This window comes from Flavobacteriales bacterium, from assembly GCA_021296215.1.
In the GTDB taxonomy this organism is placed as follows: domain Bacteria; phylum Bacteroidota; class Bacteroidia; order Flavobacteriales; family ECT2AJA-044; genus ECT2AJA-044.
On record JAGWBA010000056.1, the window covers coordinates 1 to 16061 of the forward strand.

Below are 16061 nucleotides of genomic sequence, written 5' to 3' on the forward strand. Positions count from 1 at the left end.
ACTGAATTTTCTGCGTTTTCCACTCATAACTTGGCCTAATGTAGGTACTTTTAAATTTAACCTAGCAAGTGGTCTAAAGGATGGGGAGTATTACGGGGGTGGAGTATGAATTAATATTGACAACGTCAATGTGACTTCGCGCTACGCGCGAGTAGATTCCTAGCGGAGTCAGCGGCCATTTACTCGCTCGTAGAGCGAATTAACTTCGGCAAAGCCGAAATAGACTTGCGAGACAAATAATACGGCCCACAGTCCATCGTTCATGGTTCATTGTTTGATCAACTCAAAATCCTAATAGGATACGGCCTTGTTGTTCCAACTCAGCGTAAACCGTTCAAGGATCACTTGATACGAACTGTAACTTCAGTCCTTGTCATGAAAGGCTTGGAGGTTGAAAAATGAGATCCTCCAAATCAGAGAAGTCCAAAACACGCACACGAAGCGACCACAACGATCAATCGCGTTGCTTCAAGAGCTTTCGAGTGTATCGATTCGGTTTTAGATTGTGCGATTCATCAGCGCAGTAGTCGAGAAAAAGCTCTCGAGCCTCTTCGTTAATTCGATCTGAATCCTCCGCCGTTTTTTCATCTGACAGCGCTGCTTTTACCAACGCAGCAAGGTATACCGGAAGCGACTCCTCACTCCCATCGCTCAGCTTTACGAAATCATCACCGAGCACGAACTTGATATCCGTTCCTTCCATCCAACGAATCAGAAAGGCCGCACATCGAGCCCTATCGCGCTCAAACTCGTCGACTGGTTGCTCCAATAGGAAATCTGCGCAGTCGAGTACCAGTCCCTCCCGAGCTTCATAATCCTCAAGCTCCTCCATTTCAACATCTTGCAATCCAATGAAATTCTGAGCATTGGCCACATTAACGATCAGGAAAAAGGCGAAGAGAAATAGGATTGTTAGTCTGTAATTCAACATGGTTCGGGCTATTTCGATATTGATTCTCAATGTAACTGAAATTTTTGGAAAAAGACCAAAGGTGGCTGAGTGGTTTATGGATAAAAGTTAATGGTTTATGGGATCTAAAAATGGATATAATTTCCCGGGCCCCGGGTTTTAACCCGAGGGATTGAGCATTGAATCATTAAGTGTTATTCGAACTTTCCATGAGGAAGTCCAGAGTTCATGGTTCACGGTTCATGGTTAAAGGCCTGTGGCCATAGAAACTAAGAATTCAACACTAAGACCTAAGAACTCTAAAAACCGGATACCTTCCTTTCCGTTCGTACAGCTCACTACGCTGATAGAGCCAGTACATTTGAAACCTGCCGCTTTTCTCAAGGCGGGGGTCGGCCTCCTTCGCCGCTTCAAAATCGTGCCGCAAGGCAGCATCCTCATTCAACATCCGCACGGCCGTAGTGTCGAAAATATAGCCACTGTACCACTCTTTTTGCTGTAGGGCACTATCGAAGAATCCCCAGCGAAAATAGCTATCCGTTGCTTGAGGCTCCAGCGTTTCCACGATGAAGCGCATTGCGGCCTGATCGGTTCGTACGATGAGATCGCCTTTGAAAAGTTGTACTTCTTGGAGCTCCGACTCGAGCTTCACCACTCCATTGTGCATGAAATGCCCTTCGTAGGGAGCATCGGCATTGCTGTAATCCGTTATATAACTCACTTCAACCTGCATCACCGAATCTCGGGGCAGCGGCTCAACCACTACGCCGTTCATGATCAGGCGCTCTGCGATCTCGCCCCAGGCTTGGGGAACTATATAGAATTCAGGAACCTCAACTTCGATCGATGGCTTGTACCATTCGTAATAATCTACTTCCGTTTGAACGATCTCACCTTGGTCGAAATCGATCTTCTCCCCCGGTACAGATTCCATGGGAACCTTCGAAGCCTTGTATCCTTTGAAAGGCAGCTTCGAAAGCTGGGTCGTGTCGAGCTCCCAGGCGATCGGCCACGTATCCGCCTTTTGGGCAGCAGCTCTACTAGAGTTGCGAAGCGAACGCAATTGCTGATGATGCACCTCCATGTAGTCTTTCATGACGTCCAGGAAAGTATACGTAGCTACTACGCGGTCCTCGTATGGCTTGAGCATGTGCGCTTCTGTAACGAAGGTGAAACAATGGTGAAGTGCCGCAAAGCCAGTGCTGTAGCGGGGCGATTCAAAAAAGCGCTCCCACCCTTCTAGTGGGTCTGCACCAAATACGTTTACGTATGGTGTTATTTCTTCACCGCGCTTGGCCATGAGCTCGAATAGCACCGGCTCGAAAACGTGTCGCATGTATTGCCCCATGATGGATCCAAGAGCATCCGGCTGGGTAGCGATCAGAGTTAAGTCATATGGATAATCGGCTCCATCCGTCGTATGGGTGTCGATAAACACATCCGGATCCCAATCCTGAAATATCTGATAAACCGCCTCAGTATTTCGCGTGTCTGCCTTAATGAAGTCGCGGTTGAGATCCAGGTTGCGTACATTTCCCCGAAATCCCTGACCCTCCGGCCCATTTTGGTTTGCTCGCGTATGAGGGCGTCGGTTCAATGCCCCGCCTATGTTATAGATCGGTATGACCGCTATGACCACATTCTCGGGTAAGGCATCATTGGCCAAAAGGTCATAACACCATTTTAAGGATGCATCGACCCCACAACTTTCGCCGGGATGAATGCCGTTCATGATCAGCAAAACGTTCATATCAACCAGACGAAGAGGATCAAAAACCCGATCCCTATTCATGACGAAAAGATGTAACGCCCTGCCTACATCGGTTTTGCCGTATTCAATGAGATTAGCCTGGGCGAATTCCTTCTCCAGCGCGCGATATTCCTCGATAAGCTCTGAATGCTCGTACGTCCTGTTGTTCACAAATCTATCCTCGGGCTGGCCCCAAGCCCAGAAGCCAACAGCCATCATTAAATACAGCAAGTTCCTTTTCATGTTGGGCAAGTTAAAGAACGCCCCGAAAACTTTTTCATCTCTTTTGTCGTATTTATGCTATGTATCGTTTTGAAACTTCAATCGACGTTCCAACCTCTTTAGAAGAGGCGTGGAACTTTTTTTCTAACCCGGAAAACCTCAAAGAGCTTACTCCGCCATCGATCGGATTTGAGCCGAGGTCAAAAAGTATGGATACCAAAATGTATCCGGGGTTCTTTATCACGTACAAGGTAGCCCCGCTCTTTGGCGTCAAAATGACTTGGGCAACCGAGATCACCCATGTCGAAAACCAAAAATTCTTCATCGACGAACAGCGGCTCGGCCCCTATAAAATTTGGCACCACGAGCATCATTTTGAGCCACTTAGCGAAACCGTCACTCGCGTTACGGACATCGTACACTATGCGCTTCCGGCCGGATTTATAGGCCGACTCTTTCATCCTTTGGTAATAAAACCTAAATTGCTCGGGCTCTTCTCCTACCGGGAACAACAGATTAAAGAAATCTTCGACTCATGATAGCAGGCCCTTTGTCACTCCTGCTGCATTTGTTCGCCAGTCTTTGCTTCCTCGGCATCATTTGGTACGTGCAGCTCATATCTTATCCGCAAATGCGCAACGTCGACCCTCACGACTGGAATGCCTATGAAGCGTCGCACACCAAACGCAGTTTCTGGATCATCGCCCCACTATTCGTCGCCGAAACGCTCGGCACCTTTGGCGTTTCTATTTACTATTGGAACTCCATGTCGAACTTGATCCTCATCAACGCGGCCATGTACACCATCGCCTACGGATTTACCTTCGGGGTTCATCTCCAACTCCATCGATTGTTGGGCACCGGCCACCAACAAAAATGGATAGAACAATTGATCTCTAAGAATTGGTGGCGCACTATCGCCTAGTCCATCAAGGCAATGGTTGCTCTACTGATGTTGGCGAATCTGTTATTCTGAGCAGGTAGGTCATTTTAACATGCCCATCACGCGTGGCAGGAATCAAGAATCCGGAGTTCACTTGAGTCACTGGGTAATCGGGCCACTCCTCTTCTACCTCGTAAAACGGCGCATACATCGAATCGAGCTTCATACGTACATTTTCCATTACGAAAAGATATTCGCCTACGGCGCGATCGGCAACTTCGTACACATTAGCACTCGGCGTTATGCGCTCGCCGTAAAAGTCCATTCCATGTCCATAAAGTCCCATGAAATACAAACTAGAATCGGGAACTTCATGAGCTACCGCCCACTTACCTACCTTATTGGTAGCCCGGTATTCGAGCAATTCGGGATAGAATCGCAATGAAGTCGTAAGTCCAAACAAGGCCATGGCCAAAACGGTCGGAATCAGCAGCCTGTCGAGTTGGCGAACCGTTAAAAAGACGATCCGGATTACCAATAACAACCCGATGTCAATGACCCAATGAAGGGGGTTGCTCGTTGGGAAAAAGATAAGATCGTTGATCACGGCAAGGGCAATAAAAACATGGATCAAGGCGAACTGAACAATCGTCAATGTGCGAAACCAAGGTTGCTGCTTATTCATCAAGAACCGGATGTATCGAGCTGTCAGTATTGCCGCCAGAGGAAACAATGGAAATATGTAATGGGGGAGCTTGAATTAGCTGGTGCTCAAGGCAACAAAGGTCAAGGTGAATCTCGAAATAGCCAGAGCTTCGTGCCCTTCCTTAACCCAAAAACCTTGCTTTATGATTCTGATCCATCCGGATATCAAAGCGGGGAAAAAGAAAAGGATCCAGGGACTAAAATCCCAGATTATGGACCCGACAAAAAAGAGCGGACCGCTCGAATGTTTCCAGTAGATATCTCCGGTGACCTGACCAAAGCTCTGAGTTCAAAAAAAGAACTCCACCCCTCTTGGGCCGTCCAACCCGTAAACATGCTTCTCGGGATGCAGATCGAATTGTTGATACAAACCCCATAACATGGGGAGCAACAGCGCCAACACCAGCACGAGGAAAATGAGCCATTTCCAATTGAGCAGATTTCGCCAATCGCGGGTGAGTAATAAATGGCCTCCTATGGCCAAACCCGGAAAAACGATACCGCCGGGACCTTTGGCCATCATGGCCAACGCAACTCCCAATGCGCTCCCCAACAAATGCTTCCATTGACCGTGTTGCAAGAAGGCACTGAGTTGCCAAAGGGCGTACGCCGTGAATCCCGTGAGTATTCCGTCGGTCCTCACATCATTCGTCATGAGTAAGTAGGCTTGCGTCGTCCCAAAGATCAACGCCGCCATCCGAGCAATGCGGCGATCGTACCACATCTAAGCCAGCTTGAAGGTCGAGAAAACACCGAGGAACAGTACCAGTAAAGCCGGAAGTTTGAAACTCCAATTATGCAACCCAAAGATCTTGAAGCTGGTACTCGACAGCCGGAACAACAAAGGAGGTTTATCGAGGTAGTCGCGGCCCCGTTCAAATACCTTCAGGCAGTTGCCGATTTCGGCCATTTCTCTGCTGATCTCAGCGTATTGGGCCGCATCGATCTCCATGACGTCCACGAATAAATTGGCCGCGAAGGCCAGGACGATAAGCAGGACCGAAAGGTGATAGCGATATGGGAACAAGTGCCTCACGGCACGAAGGTAGGGCAAAATCGGTTTTCTCAGACGTAGATGCAGGCTCCTCCCTCGGGTCCATAAACGTCGTGCTCCCCGGCCGTAAAGCGAAGCGCTGAAGATAAGGCCAACAAGGCATCGAGGTGATGCCAAGTACCTACTTGGGTTACGAACTTTAGTTCGTGATGATAATCTTTCAATTCGGCAAAGAGCACTTCAATATGTTTTACCTCTTTTTTATACCCTCGATCGGTGAATCCGAGATCCTTGGCCCGCAGTTTTGGGTACGATTCATAGATCTGAATCTCGGGCAACAATCTTTCAAGGTTGACCTTCACCTGCATCGCCCTAGCCGTGAGTCCGCCCAGAAACATAGGCGACATAGCCCCTACTTCTCGATCTACGGGTCGGTAGAAAAAGTCGTCATCGGTACCGAAATAAGCTCCCGGCAAACTCAACGGCGCATCGATGAAGATCAGATCCGGCCGCTCTTGCTCGGCAAGTTTGAGGATCATGCGATCCGCATCCTTTTTCCTTTGGGAGGTATGTAATGTTGCTGCCTGCGGCTTTGCCGCAACTACCTTCGCCTCGGGCGAAGCATCCTGCGACAAGGTCGCAACCACGGTCGTTCCCGCCAGCTTGCTTCCGTAATCGATTCCCCAAATTCTCATATACTGTAAACTCATTCGCCTCATTCGTTGTTCTGTGCGTGTGAAAACGGTTCGACTCATACTCGGGGATCAGCTGAACGCGAAGCACTCGTGGTTCAAAACAAAGGACCCCAACGTGCTTTACACGCTCATGGAAGTGCGGTCCGAAACCGATTACGCGCCTCATCACATTCAGAAAGTGTGCGCAATTTTTACCGCCATGCGTAGGTTCGCAAAGGCCCTTGAGTCGGACGGTCATCACGTCCGATACATAAAACTCGACGACCAGAACAACCGAGGTTTCGAAGCGAACATCAATCAACTCATCGAGGAATTCGGTGCTCAACGATTTCAATATCAACTGCCCGATGAATACCGGGTCGATCAACTACTGAAGAGTTTTGCCGAATCACTCGAGATCGAGACCTCTGTTAGCGATACCGAGCATTTTTTGACGGAGCGAGATGATCTCAGGGATTTCTTCGAAGGTAAAAAGACCTACTTGATGGAGTCCTTTTATCGCCAAATGCGCAAAAAATACGGACTCCTCATGGCTGGCGATGAGCCTGAAGGTGGTAAATGGAACTACGACACCGGCAACCGAAAAAAGTTACCTCGGGACATCGATATTCCCGAACCCCTTGAGTTCGACACCGATGTGAGCGACATCGTTGAATTACTCGAAAGCGAAGGCGTGAAGACCATCGGCACCGTAAACCCGAAAAAACTCGGGTGGGCCACATCGCGCCGCGAGGCGCAAAAAAGTATTGGAATACATCGCCGAGCACCTTTTGAACCGGTTTGGCACCTACCAGGATGCCATGCATACCGACGAATGGAGTGCTTATCACAGCCGGTTGAGCTTTGCCATGAACGCAAAAATGCTGCATCCGCTCGATGTGTTGAAACGCTGTACCGATGAGTACCGCAAACGCGATGATATCGAGCTGAATCAGATCGAGGGTTTCGTGCGGCAGATCATCGGCTGGCGCGAGTTCATGCGCGGAGTGTATTGGGCGCAAATGCCGGAATTTAAAAAAGAGAATGCCCTGCGGGCCGATCGAGCCCTTCCCTCCTGCTTTTGGACCTGCGACACGCGAATGAGCTGTGTGCGGCATGCCGTAAAGCAAAGTTTGGAACGCCCGTATGCCCACCACATTCAGCGATTGATGGTTACGGGGAACTTCGCGCTCTTGGCGGGTGTGGATCCCGATGAACCGGATCAGTGGTACCTTGGAATCTATATCGACGCGTTCGAGTGGGTGGAGATCACGAATACCAGAGGAATGAGTCAGTTCGCTGATGGCGGACTCATCGCTACCAAGCCCTATAACTCGAGTGCCAACTACATCCACAAAATGAGCAATTACTGTTCGGGATGCCACTACGATCACAAGGAAAAGACGGGTGAAAACGCCTGCCCGTTCAATAGCCTCTACTGGCACTTTTACGATAGACACCGCGATGAGCTCGGGAATAACCCCCGTATCGGGATGGCTTACCGGAACCTGGACCGAATGGATGCCGAAAAAAGAGCGGCCATTGTAGATCGAGGACAATGGTGTTTGGACAATATTGAGTCGCTATGAATCTAGTGTGGATCAAACGCGATTTTAGAACCCGCGATCACGAGCCCTTGACCGAAGCGCTGGCTAGTGGTGATGAATGCATGGCCGCTTGGATCGTAGAGTCTTCATTCGTTGCGCACCCCGAAATGAGTTTGCGTCATTGGCAGTTCATGTACCACAGCTGGCTCGAGTTCAAAAGGCGGGTGGAAGAAAAAGGCGGTAGGGCCGAGCTATTCTACGGCGAAATGATCGATGTACCGGAGTCCTTGAAACCCGATCGAATTTACGCTCATATGGAAGTGGGACTCGCCCGGACCTTTGAGCGCGACAAAGCCGTAAAGAAATGGTGCGAGCAGCGCGGCACGGAGTGGATCGAATATCGGCATCAAGGAGTAACGAGAGGGAGAAAGAATAGGGCAAACCGGGGCGCCGATTGGAGAGCGTTGATGTTGGTGCCGAAGAAAAACCCGGAATGGGATTTGGGGAGGTGGAGCCAAGTAGACCGCCCAACTGGATTTGAATTACCCGGTGAAGTAAGGTTATCGTGGGAGAATTACCCCGAAAGGTATCAAGCCCCTGGTGAGGCGGCGGCGCATGAACGGCTCAAGACCTTCTTGTTGGAGCGGTCCACGAACTATCAACAGCACATTGGCAAACCACGCGAAGCTCGTGAAAGCTGTTCGCGGTTAAGTCCGCATTTGGCGTGGGGCACCTTGGGCATTCGACAGGTATATCAGGCCACGCGGGCGGCGATGAAGCAAGGAAACAAAAGGAATTTGACCGCCTTCATTTCGCGAATACACCGGCAATGTCATTTCATCCAAAAATTCGAAAGTGAATGTCACATGGAATTCGAGGATTTGAATCGCGGGTTCTATGCACTGGACAAGCCCGTGGATAAACGGTTGATCAAGGCCTGGTCCGAGGGAAAAACAGGAATTCCGATGGTCGATGCCTGCATGCGGAGTCTGAACCAGACGGGTTACTTGAACTTCAGAATGAGAGCCATGTTGGTGAGCTTTTTGACTCATCATCTTTGGCAGCCGTGGCAGGCCGGAGCGCAACACTTGGCCAATGTATTCCTGGATTTTGAACCGGGAATTCACTTTCCGCAGATTCAGATGCAAGCCGGGGTAACGGGAATCAACACGGTCAGGATGTACAATCCGTTTAAACAAGGGCAGGATCACGACCCCAATGGGATCTTCATTCGGAAATGGGTTCCCGAATTAGCCACTTTGCCCAATGAATTCGTACACGAACCGTGGAAAATGACCGCCAAGGAGCAAGGGCTGTACGGCGTTGAATTGCCCGGGGGTTATCCCGAGCCGGTAGTCGACCGGGAAGCATCGGCCCGCAGGGCCAGAAAACTACTTTGGGACGCCAGAAAATGGCCCGAAGTGAAGAGAGAAAGTCGCCGTATCTTAGCTGTGCATACCACGCCGAACCGAACGATTCGGCGCAGAACGCAAGAGATCTTGAAATGAGCCAGAACGAAAATCCGATCGATAAAGACAAGGTAGCTGAAAACCCGAGCACGCTTGAGTATGCGCATCATGTGGGTAGTGCGAAGATCGAAAAGGTCGATAAGAAACAAGGTCCGCGTGAAGGCCCTAAGTGCCATGTACGAGCAGACCGATCAGCAACTGAATCAGATCAAGGATCAGATCGAGCTACTGGCGAAACAAGCCAAAGCCATTGAAGACCGGAAGGAGGTCTCGGAAATGATCTACGAGGCGGAGATCAATTTTAATCCGGAAATCAGCCACTTGTATCACCTCTATCGGAAAAACGATAATGAGAGTGTGCTATCACTTGTTGGCCCAAAGAGTGGGGACGATCTAAAAGCTATCCCGAATTCGTCGCATCGGCCCGTTTGATGGCGGATCATACGTGGGAAATTCTGAATTCCTGATTTATAATTCCTAATTTTCTGTTTGTCAGAAGCTAATTGCCAACGGCCTATGGCCTTTGGCTTACGACCTATGGCTTTTTAACACCCCACAATCATGAAAATATCAGCAGTATTCATTTTTAAAAGAGCCCTAATTGGGGCGTTGATCGGATTCGGTATCATTTCGCTATTTGTATTTACCGTGACGGATCCGAATCCGGAATGGGGCGAAAACTGGAAGGTACGCCCACTGATCGTTACACCGCTGGCTACAGCATTGGCTACACTTTCCTTTCTGCTAAAGAATCTGTTTGAACCCAAAAGAAAGTGGGTCAAAGCATTGGTAGTCCTCATCAGTACGGTCGGATTCGCCATAGGATTGTGGCTCGGTGTTGTACTTGGGCTCGATGGAACGCTTTGGAATTAAACCTATGAGCGAGAAAATAATCCAACTTTAATTGACCCTGAACGTACCGAGAATATCAATTGGGAAATCAAGAAACATTACGACCTTTATTACTCAACTAAGAACCAACCATGCGCATTTTAATATTGCTGAGCATCGCCATATTCCTAACCTCCTTTTCTTCGTGCAGCTCTCAAAAACGAGAGAAGGAGCCCAAAGTAAACTGGAGTGAACGAGTGATCGATGTACCACAAGACTCATTGCTCATTACGGGTGTTACCTATTTACCGGTCTACAGCAATATTTACAGTCAGACCGAGCACCTCACACACGAATTGACAGTAACGGTAAGTATTCGCAATACGAGCTCGACCGATTCGCTATACCTCTACAAAGCCGACTATTTCGATACGCACGGCAAGCTCATTCACGCATACACGCAACAAAGCATCTTTATCGGCCCCATGGAAACCCTTGAAATCGTGATCAATGAATCGGATAAGGCCGGAGGATCGGGGGGTAATTTTTTATTCGAATGGGTCATGTCGCCCGACTCCAGCGAGCCTTTGATAGAGGCGGTTATGATCTCGACTTCCGGTCAACAGGGTCTTTCATTTTCGTCGCGCGGAGTTAGGATCGACTAAAACCTCAGGACAATCAACCCTCAAGAATTACATCCGCATGAAAGACCTCAGATTCCCCATTGGTCCACTCTCCGAGTTTAAGCGTATTGAAGTACCGCACCGAGCCGGATATGTCGAAGAAATCGGACAGTTCCCGAATCTGATGATCGAAAAAGTACAGTCCTTAAGTAACGAGGAGTTGGCCTTGGCCTATAGATCCGATGGATGGAACATCGCTCAAGTAGTGCACCACTGCGCGGATAGTCACTTGAATGCCTACGCTCGGTTTCGATTGGCCCTAACTGAGGAACGTCCAAAGATCAGGCCCTATTACGAAGAGCGTTGGGCCGAGCTTCCGGATGCAATGAGTACCAATTTGGAGCCCTCATTGAATCTTCTGAAAGGTGTCCATCACCGATGGCGTAAACTCTTGTTGAGCATGTCCAAAGAACAGTGGTTGCGCACTTATTTGCACCCAGAGCACCATGAAGAGTACGAGTTGATCGAAGCATTAGCCCAGTATGTTTGGCATTGTCGTCACCACCTTGCCCATATTGATCAAGCACTTGAAAGGAAGCACGGGCACTAGCATTAGCATTAGCTAAGTTCTAATTGCCTGCACACCAACCAATGTGAATGGCCCACTGCCCACTGCCCACAACAAAAAAAGAGCAGCCCTCAGGCTGCCCTCTTCAGTAGATTCAGTGTATAATCGTTGCTAGGCCCTAGACCTAACGCTTATTTCAAGAAGCTATAGCGCTCGGCGTACATCAACATTTGCTCGGTGAAATCGGCCGGATAATGCACTTCGGCATCGACGATGCTATCGCCGTCCATAACGGGTCGAATCTCGGGGTTGATGAATCCACCATAGGGTGCCGTATTGAGTGCTTCAGCACGCTCGAGTACTTCAGCATGCAGTTCCGTGTCGACCTGCACTCCGTAGTTTTCAACTAATGCTTTACCGGCTTCGTAGTCACCTTCTGATTTGATTCGCTGTATCTCGCGAAGCAATTCTCCGAATATGACGCGCAGCTTTTCATAATCATTCACCACCACGTAGGTTTTGCCGTTGATCACGTCAAAACTCACCACGTTGTCGGCCTTACCTCTTTCGTAAGCCCAAGAAGCATTGATTTGACGGTTACGCATATGCGCTTCTTCGAGAACCTCTCCCGGTTCCAAACGACGTAATTGCGTTATTAGCCCATTCATCATGTAGCTGTCGTACTCGGCTTTACCCACATCGGTACTTGGCACTAGGCCTAACTCTACCAACTTAGAATCGGTGATATAGTATAAGGAGACCAAGTCGGCCCGCGCTTCTTCCAATGTACTTGCGTAGTTCTTGAGGGTCTCCTTGGGCGTACCAACTCCTTCGTTGAGTTTACCCGAGGCGTGGCCAATTACTTCGTGCAAGGCCGTATGCATCTTGGCCGCTAGCTTCCCGTGCTCTTTCATGCGCTCGCGAACGGCATCGTCGTGAACGAATTCCTCCAAGAAACCTTTACCGGAAGCCGCTTCATAAGCCGCTACGATATTCCCTAAGCTTACTGATTTGGAGCCGTGATCTGCACGGATCCAGTTGGCATTCGGTAAGTTTACACCGATCGGTGTACTTGGTGATGCGTCTCCGCTTTCTCCGGCAACGTTCACTACTTTATAGCTTACCCCGACCACATTAGCTTTCTTATGCTCGTCCATGATCGAAGAGTTATCCTCGAAGAACTGCACGTTTTCCGCCAATACGGCCATACGCTCCGAGGCATCGAAATCCTTGATCTCCACGATGCTTTCGTAGCTACCCTTATAACCCTTGGGATCGTTGTAAACCTCTACGAATCCTTGGATATAATCGATATCTCCATCGGTAGCGCTTACCCAGGCTACATTGAACTCGTCCCAAGTCTCTAGATCACCGGTCTTGTAATACTCCACCAACAAGCGAAGCGCTTCGGCCTGTGCTTCATTCTCTGCAACCCCTGCAGCCTTTTCGAGCCAGTATACTACTTGCTCGATAGCCTCACTGTACATACCGCCAACGCGCCAAATCTTTTCTTCGAGTTTTCCCGATTCGTTCTTTACGACCTTCGAGTTCAACCCGAAAGACACCTTTTTATTGGATGCACTAGCCATCATGCCGGCATAGAAAGCATCAACTTCTTCTTCCGTGATGTTGGGGTCATAGAAATTCGTTGCCGATCCGGCCAACAATCCTTTATCTGGATCTAAATTCACTTTCTTGTTATCCACTTCAGGATCGAACACGGCCACAACGATCTTAGCGTCCAAATTATACCCTGTATCGTTCAGCAGGCTCTGAAAGTAAGCCTCCGAAAAGGCCGGCATGATCTTACTCATGCTGTAGTGGTGGTGACTTCCATTCGAAAACCACACGCGCTTGGTATAAACCATAAAATTCTCCCAATCTTCACCTTCGCGATCACCCTCGTAATTACTCACGATGTGCTCCAAGGCGCGACGAATATCGAGGTTGTAGCGGTAGTTTTGATCCCAGATCATATCGCGCCCTGCCAATCCGGCCTGCGTGAGGTAATACACCATAACGTGCTGCTTAGCCGTCAAGTGATCCCAACCGGGAATTTGGTACCGAATGATCTTGATATCGGCGAACTGTTCGGTTTGCCACTGAAAATCGTCCATTGCCGTGGTATCAGCAGAATTGTTTTCCGCCTCATCGGCGGGATTTGTTCCACATGCGGAGAGTAGAAATCCGCCCGCGAGGGCGAAGTATAAAAGCTTTTTCATGGTAGTGATTACAAATTGAGGTATCTAAGTTACAAATTCGTAAATTGGGGCTGCGCTAGTCAAAACCTCTATTTCAAATGAAAGCATTAAGAATTATTCTCATCGTACTCCTCGTGTTGTTTGGAGTATTCGTTATCGTGAATGCGGCTCTGCCCAAGAATGTGCAAGTGAGCCGAGAACGGGTCATGGACGACTCACCCGAAGCGATCTTCGCTCAGATCAGCGACGTGAACAACTGGAAAAATTGGTCAATGTGGTACGAGATCGATCAAGAAGCTACTTACGAGTACAGCGATCCCGGCTCAGGTGAAGGGGCATGGTACTCGTGGGAAAGTGAAAATCCAAATCTCGGGAAAGGCAAACTGACCATCGTTGAAGTGACGCCAAGTACCGGAATGAAAACCCGCATCGAATTCGAAGGAAAGGGCCGTGTTGACGGAACTTGGGAGTTGACCGAAACCGAAGAAGGCACCAAGGTATTCTGGTCGGCCGATATGGAGTTTCCATTCTTCCAGCGTTGGGTCGGTATTTGGGTCGGTATGATGATGGACGGTGCCCTCGGACCGCAGTTCGAAGGTGGCTTGGCCAATATCGATTCGGTTGCGAGTGCCATGGGCGCACCTGCCGCTGAGGCCGATTACGGATTTGAAGAAACCACCCTCGACGAAATGATGGTCTACTACGTCATGATGGAAAATGTTCCCATGAGCGAGATCAGCACAAAGATGGGTGAAAGTTTTGGAGTCCTGATGAACTGGTTAGGTGAAGACAGCCAAAACATGAGTGCGCCTCCAATGGCCGAATACACCGAATGGGACGAAGAAACGAGCATGTGCTCATTCCGTACTTTAATCAGTGCTGAAACAGACAAAGCACCAAGTGCACCTGTAATGGAAGGCACCCTCGTTGGGGGACGTTGTTTAAAAGGCACTTACATGGGATCGTACGATGAAATGGATGCTATATACAACGCTGCATTCGAGCACATTGCTAAAATGGGCTGGGAAATGGTTGGTGGCCCATTGGAAGTGTACATGACCGATCCGGGAATGGAGCCCGATACGAGTAAATGGATCACCGATATCTATTGGCCAATCGGTGACGCCGGCGACAATACCGAAAGCTAAACCTGAACCAAAAAAAGTTTCACAGCGCAGAAATCCCGCCTTCACTGGCGGGATTTTTCTTTTACGCTGAACCGAAGTGCAGCTCGCAGGTTAACTCTACGTGCATCGAAAAGCCCATCTTCCCGAAAAAACCTGTGTCGTATGCGGGCAGACATTCTCGCGGCGGAAGAAATGGGAAAAGGTATGGGACGAAGTAAAGTATTGCAGCGAGCGATGCAGAAGAAATAAGGACAATCCCGAATACATCAATAGCTTCAAGTAAAATGAGGGCACTAATTTGGTGCCGAAACGACCTGCGTATTCACGATCACGAAGGCTTGTACCGAGCATCCAAAGATCCCCGTGAACAAATCGGTCTATACGCAATGGATCCGAGACACTTCGGGGCTACTTCGGCCGGATTCTCAAAGACGGGTGCGCATAGAGCTGAGTTCTTGTTAGAGAGCCTTAAACAACTTCGGTACAACCTGCAGATCCTCGGAAGAGACCTCGTAATCAGGAAATGCTCGGCCGCCGAGGCGATTCACGAAGTCAGCCCAATCGATGTCATTTACTTTCAGGAGGAGTTCACTTTAGAAGAACGAACTGCAGAAAACGAGGTCAGAGCCCTGGGGATCGAGATGAGATCGTTTTGTGGAAAAACCCTCGTTCATCCCGAAGATGTAGTTAAAGGTATCGATCGTTTGCCTAATGGATTCACGTCATGGCGGAAACGACAAGAGGCTCATTGGACGGTGCGACCCGAATTCGAAATACCTGCAGAATTGTTTTTCCCGGAAACAGTGCACCCGGGATCTATTCCTTCACTAGATGAGTTAGGTTTGGAACGCCCACCAAAAGAATCACGAGCGGTGATGGAATTTAGAGGAGGAGAAAGCGAAGGGTTGGCTCGCCTCGATGACTACTTTTGGAAGAGGGACCAATTGCGTCAGTACAAAGAAACTCGTAATGGCCTTATTGGTGCGGATTATTCAAGCAAATTCTCTCCTTGGCTGGCTAATGGCAGTTTATCGCCGCGAAGGATCTACAACGAGGTGAAGCGATACGAGAACGAAAGGGTACAAAACGAAAGCACCTACTGGCTGGTCTTTGAGCTGTTGTGGCGCGATTTCTTCAACTTCAAGAGCATTAAACTCGGAGACGCTTTTTTCAAGCATCCGGCCGTAGGCCGAATAAAAAAACCTTGGGACTTGCGTGAATTCAGAGCTTGGGCAACCGGAGAAACGGGTGAGCCTTTTGTGGATGCCAATATGAAGGAATTGGCCGCAACGGGGTTCATGAGTAATCGCGGTCTACAAAATGTAGCCAGTTATTTGATCAATGACCTTGGTGTGGATTGGCTAGCAGGGGCCGAATGGTTTGAAAGCAGGTTGATCGATTACGACGTAACGAGCAACTACGGCAATTGGACGTATCTGGCGGGCAACGGAGCGGATTCCCGCGGAAAACGCTATTTCAATCGAGTAGACGGCCCCGCCACTAAGACGTGACGGGGTGCGCCTCTCACACCACCGTACGTGCGGGTCTCGTATACGG

General features: G+C 49.2%; 17 protein-coding genes and 1 pseudogene. 11 read left to right on the plus strand and 7 right to left on the minus strand.

Annotated features, from left to right (window positions below; all coding sequences use genetic code 11):
* Positions 1–454 precede the first annotated feature (454 nt).
* Positions 455–961 (minus strand): hypothetical protein, encoded by a 507-nt coding sequence (locus J4F31_09200; protein ID MCE2496733.1) that lies wholly within the window; start codon positions 959–961, stop codon positions 455–457.
* A 232-nt stretch (positions 962–1193) separates the two neighbouring features.
* The gene (locus J4F31_09205; GenBank protein ID MCE2496734.1) at positions 1194–2903 is read right to left on the minus strand and encodes a hypothetical protein; all 1710 of its coding nucleotides are present in this window, start codon (positions 2901–2903) and stop codon (positions 1194–1196) included.
* Between the two features lie 59 nt (positions 2904–2962).
* Here J4F31_09205 and J4F31_09210 point away from each other — a divergent pair, with 59 nt between their 5' ends.
* Together J4F31_09210 and J4F31_09215 are read left to right on the plus strand one after the other, a co-directional pair.
* A complete protein-coding gene (locus J4F31_09210; GenBank protein MCE2496735.1) occupies positions 2963–3421 on the plus strand; it encodes an SRPBCC family protein in 459 nt (152 codons plus the stop codon).
* Positions 3418–3807, plus strand: coding sequence for a hypothetical protein (locus J4F31_09215; GenBank protein MCE2496736.1), 390 nt, complete (start codon positions 3418–3420; stop codon positions 3805–3807). Before J4F31_09210 ends, J4F31_09215 begins: the two co-directional genes overlap by 4 nt.
* Before the next feature lie 4 nt (positions 3808–3811).
* Here J4F31_09215 and J4F31_09220 read toward each other — a convergent pair whose 3' ends face one another.
* From J4F31_09220 to J4F31_09235, 4 genes are all read right to left on the minus strand, one after another.
* Positions 3812–4450 (minus strand): hypothetical protein, encoded by a 639-nt coding sequence (locus tag J4F31_09220; protein ID MCE2496737.1) that lies wholly within the window; start codon positions 4448–4450, stop codon positions 3812–3814.
* 309 nt (positions 4451–4759) lie between these two features.
* Entirely contained in the window at positions 4760–5194 is a 435-nt protein-coding gene (locus J4F31_09225; protein ID MCE2496738.1) for a glycosyltransferase family 39 protein, read from the minus strand.
* Positions 5195–5506, minus strand: a complete 312-nt coding sequence (locus J4F31_09230; protein ID MCE2496739.1) for a hypothetical protein — start codon at positions 5504–5506, stop codon at positions 5195–5197.
* A gap of 29 nt (positions 5507–5535) precedes the next feature.
* Entirely contained in the window at positions 5536–6174 is a 639-nt protein-coding gene (locus tag J4F31_09235) for a DUF429 domain-containing protein (GenBank protein MCE2496740.1), read from the minus strand.
* Between the two features lie 25 nt (positions 6175–6199).
* Here J4F31_09235 and J4F31_09240 point away from each other — a divergent pair.
* The 6 genes and pseudogenes from J4F31_09240 to J4F31_09265 all read left to right on the plus strand — a co-directional run bounded on the left by J4F31_09240 (position 6200) and on the right by J4F31_09265 (position 11218).
* Positions 6200–7727, plus strand: a pseudogene (locus tag J4F31_09240) (cryptochrome/photolyase family protein).
* Positions 7724–9193, plus strand: coding sequence for a deoxyribodipyrimidine photo-lyase (locus J4F31_09245; GenBank protein MCE2496741.1), 1470 nt, complete (start codon positions 7724–7726; stop codon positions 9191–9193). Before J4F31_09240 ends, J4F31_09245 begins: the two are co-directional and overlap by 4 nt.
* 117 nt (positions 9194–9310) lie before the next feature.
* Entirely contained in the window at positions 9311–9586 is a 276-nt protein-coding gene (locus J4F31_09250) for a DUF2452 domain-containing protein (GenBank protein ID MCE2496742.1), read from the plus strand.
* Between the two features lie 129 nt (positions 9587–9715).
* Entirely contained in the window at positions 9716–10027 is a 312-nt protein-coding gene (locus J4F31_09255) for a potassium transporter KefB (protein MCE2496743.1), read from the plus strand.
* A 110-nt stretch (positions 10028–10137) separates the two neighbouring features.
* Positions 10138–10650 carry a DUF3124 domain-containing protein gene (locus J4F31_09260; GenBank protein MCE2496744.1) on the plus strand — a complete coding sequence of 171 codons (513 nt, stop codon included), beginning with the start codon at positions 10138–10140 and terminating at the stop codon, positions 10648–10650.
* Between the two features lie 37 nt (positions 10651–10687).
* A complete protein-coding gene (locus J4F31_09265; protein MCE2496745.1) occupies positions 10688–11218 on the plus strand; it encodes a putative metal-dependent hydrolase in 531 nt (176 codons plus the stop codon).
* Between the two features lie 149 nt (positions 11219–11367).
* On the opposite strand, the gene J4F31_09270 is transcribed toward J4F31_09265, so the two are convergent.
* Positions 11368–13398, minus strand: coding sequence for a dihydrofolate reductase (locus tag J4F31_09270; protein ID MCE2496746.1), 2031 nt, complete (start codon positions 13396–13398; stop codon positions 11368–11370).
* A 77-nt stretch (positions 13399–13475) separates the two neighbouring features.
* On the opposite strand from J4F31_09270, the gene J4F31_09275 reads away from it, so the two are divergent.
* The 3 genes from J4F31_09275 to J4F31_09285 all read left to right on the plus strand — a co-directional run bounded on the left by J4F31_09275 (position 13476) and on the right by J4F31_09285 (position 16015).
* Positions 13476–14525, plus strand: coding sequence for an SRPBCC family protein (locus J4F31_09275; GenBank protein ID MCE2496747.1), 1050 nt, complete (start codon positions 13476–13478; stop codon positions 14523–14525).
* Positions 14526–14625: 100 nt separating this feature from the next.
* On the plus strand, positions 14626–14787 hold the full coding sequence (locus tag J4F31_09280) for a DUF2256 domain-containing protein (GenBank protein MCE2496748.1): 162 nt from the start codon (positions 14626–14628) through the stop codon (positions 14785–14787).
* 1 nt (position 14788) lies between these two features.
* Positions 14789–16015 carry a DASH family cryptochrome gene (locus tag J4F31_09285; protein ID MCE2496749.1) on the plus strand — a complete coding sequence of 409 codons (1227 nt, stop codon included), beginning with the start codon at positions 14789–14791 and terminating at the stop codon, positions 16013–16015.
* The last annotated feature ends 46 nt before the right edge of the window (positions 16016–16061 follow it).

What these genes read in the sequence shown, in the direction of transcription:
- J4F31_09270 (MCE2496746.1), bottom strand. Translation starts at nt 13,398, where the DNA reads ATGAAAAAGCTTTTATACTTCGCCCTCGCGGGCGGATTTCTACTCTCC.
- J4F31_09235 (MCE2496740.1), bottom strand. Translation starts at nt 6,174, where the DNA reads ATGAGTTTACAGTATATGAGAATTTGGGGAATCGATTACGGAAGCAAG.
- J4F31_09275 (MCE2496747.1), top strand. Translation starts at nt 13,476, where the DNA reads ATGAAAGCATTAAGAATTATTCTCATCGTACTCCTCGTGTTGTTTGGA.
- J4F31_09265 (MCE2496745.1), top strand. Translation starts at nt 10,688, where the DNA reads ATGAAAGACCTCAGATTCCCCATTGGTCCACTCTCCGAGTTTAAGCGT.
- J4F31_09220 (MCE2496737.1), bottom strand. Translation starts at nt 4,450, where the DNA reads ATGAATAAGCAGCAACCTTGGTTTCGCACATTGACGATTGTTCAGTTC.
- J4F31_09215 (MCE2496736.1), top strand. Translation starts at nt 3,418, where the DNA reads ATGATAGCAGGCCCTTTGTCACTCCTGCTGCATTTGTTCGCCAGTCTT.
- J4F31_09260 (MCE2496744.1), top strand. Translation starts at nt 10,138, where the DNA reads ATGCGCATTTTAATATTGCTGAGCATCGCCATATTCCTAACCTCCTTT.
- J4F31_09285 (MCE2496749.1), top strand. Translation starts at nt 14,789, where the DNA reads ATGAGGGCACTAATTTGGTGCCGAAACGACCTGCGTATTCACGATCAC.
- J4F31_09210 (MCE2496735.1), top strand. Translation starts at nt 2,963, where the DNA reads ATGTATCGTTTTGAAACTTCAATCGACGTTCCAACCTCTTTAGAAGAG.
- J4F31_09205 (MCE2496734.1), bottom strand. Translation starts at nt 2,903, where the DNA reads ATGAAAAGGAACTTGCTGTATTTAATGATGGCTGTTGGCTTCTGGGCT.
- J4F31_09225 (MCE2496738.1), bottom strand. Translation starts at nt 5,194, where the DNA reads ATGTGGTACGATCGCCGCATTGCTCGGATGGCGGCGTTGATCTTTGGG.
- J4F31_09245 (MCE2496741.1), top strand. Translation starts at nt 7,724, where the DNA reads ATGAATCTAGTGTGGATCAAACGCGATTTTAGAACCCGCGATCACGAG.
- J4F31_09255 (MCE2496743.1), top strand. Translation starts at nt 9,716, where the DNA reads ATGAAAATATCAGCAGTATTCATTTTTAAAAGAGCCCTAATTGGGGCG.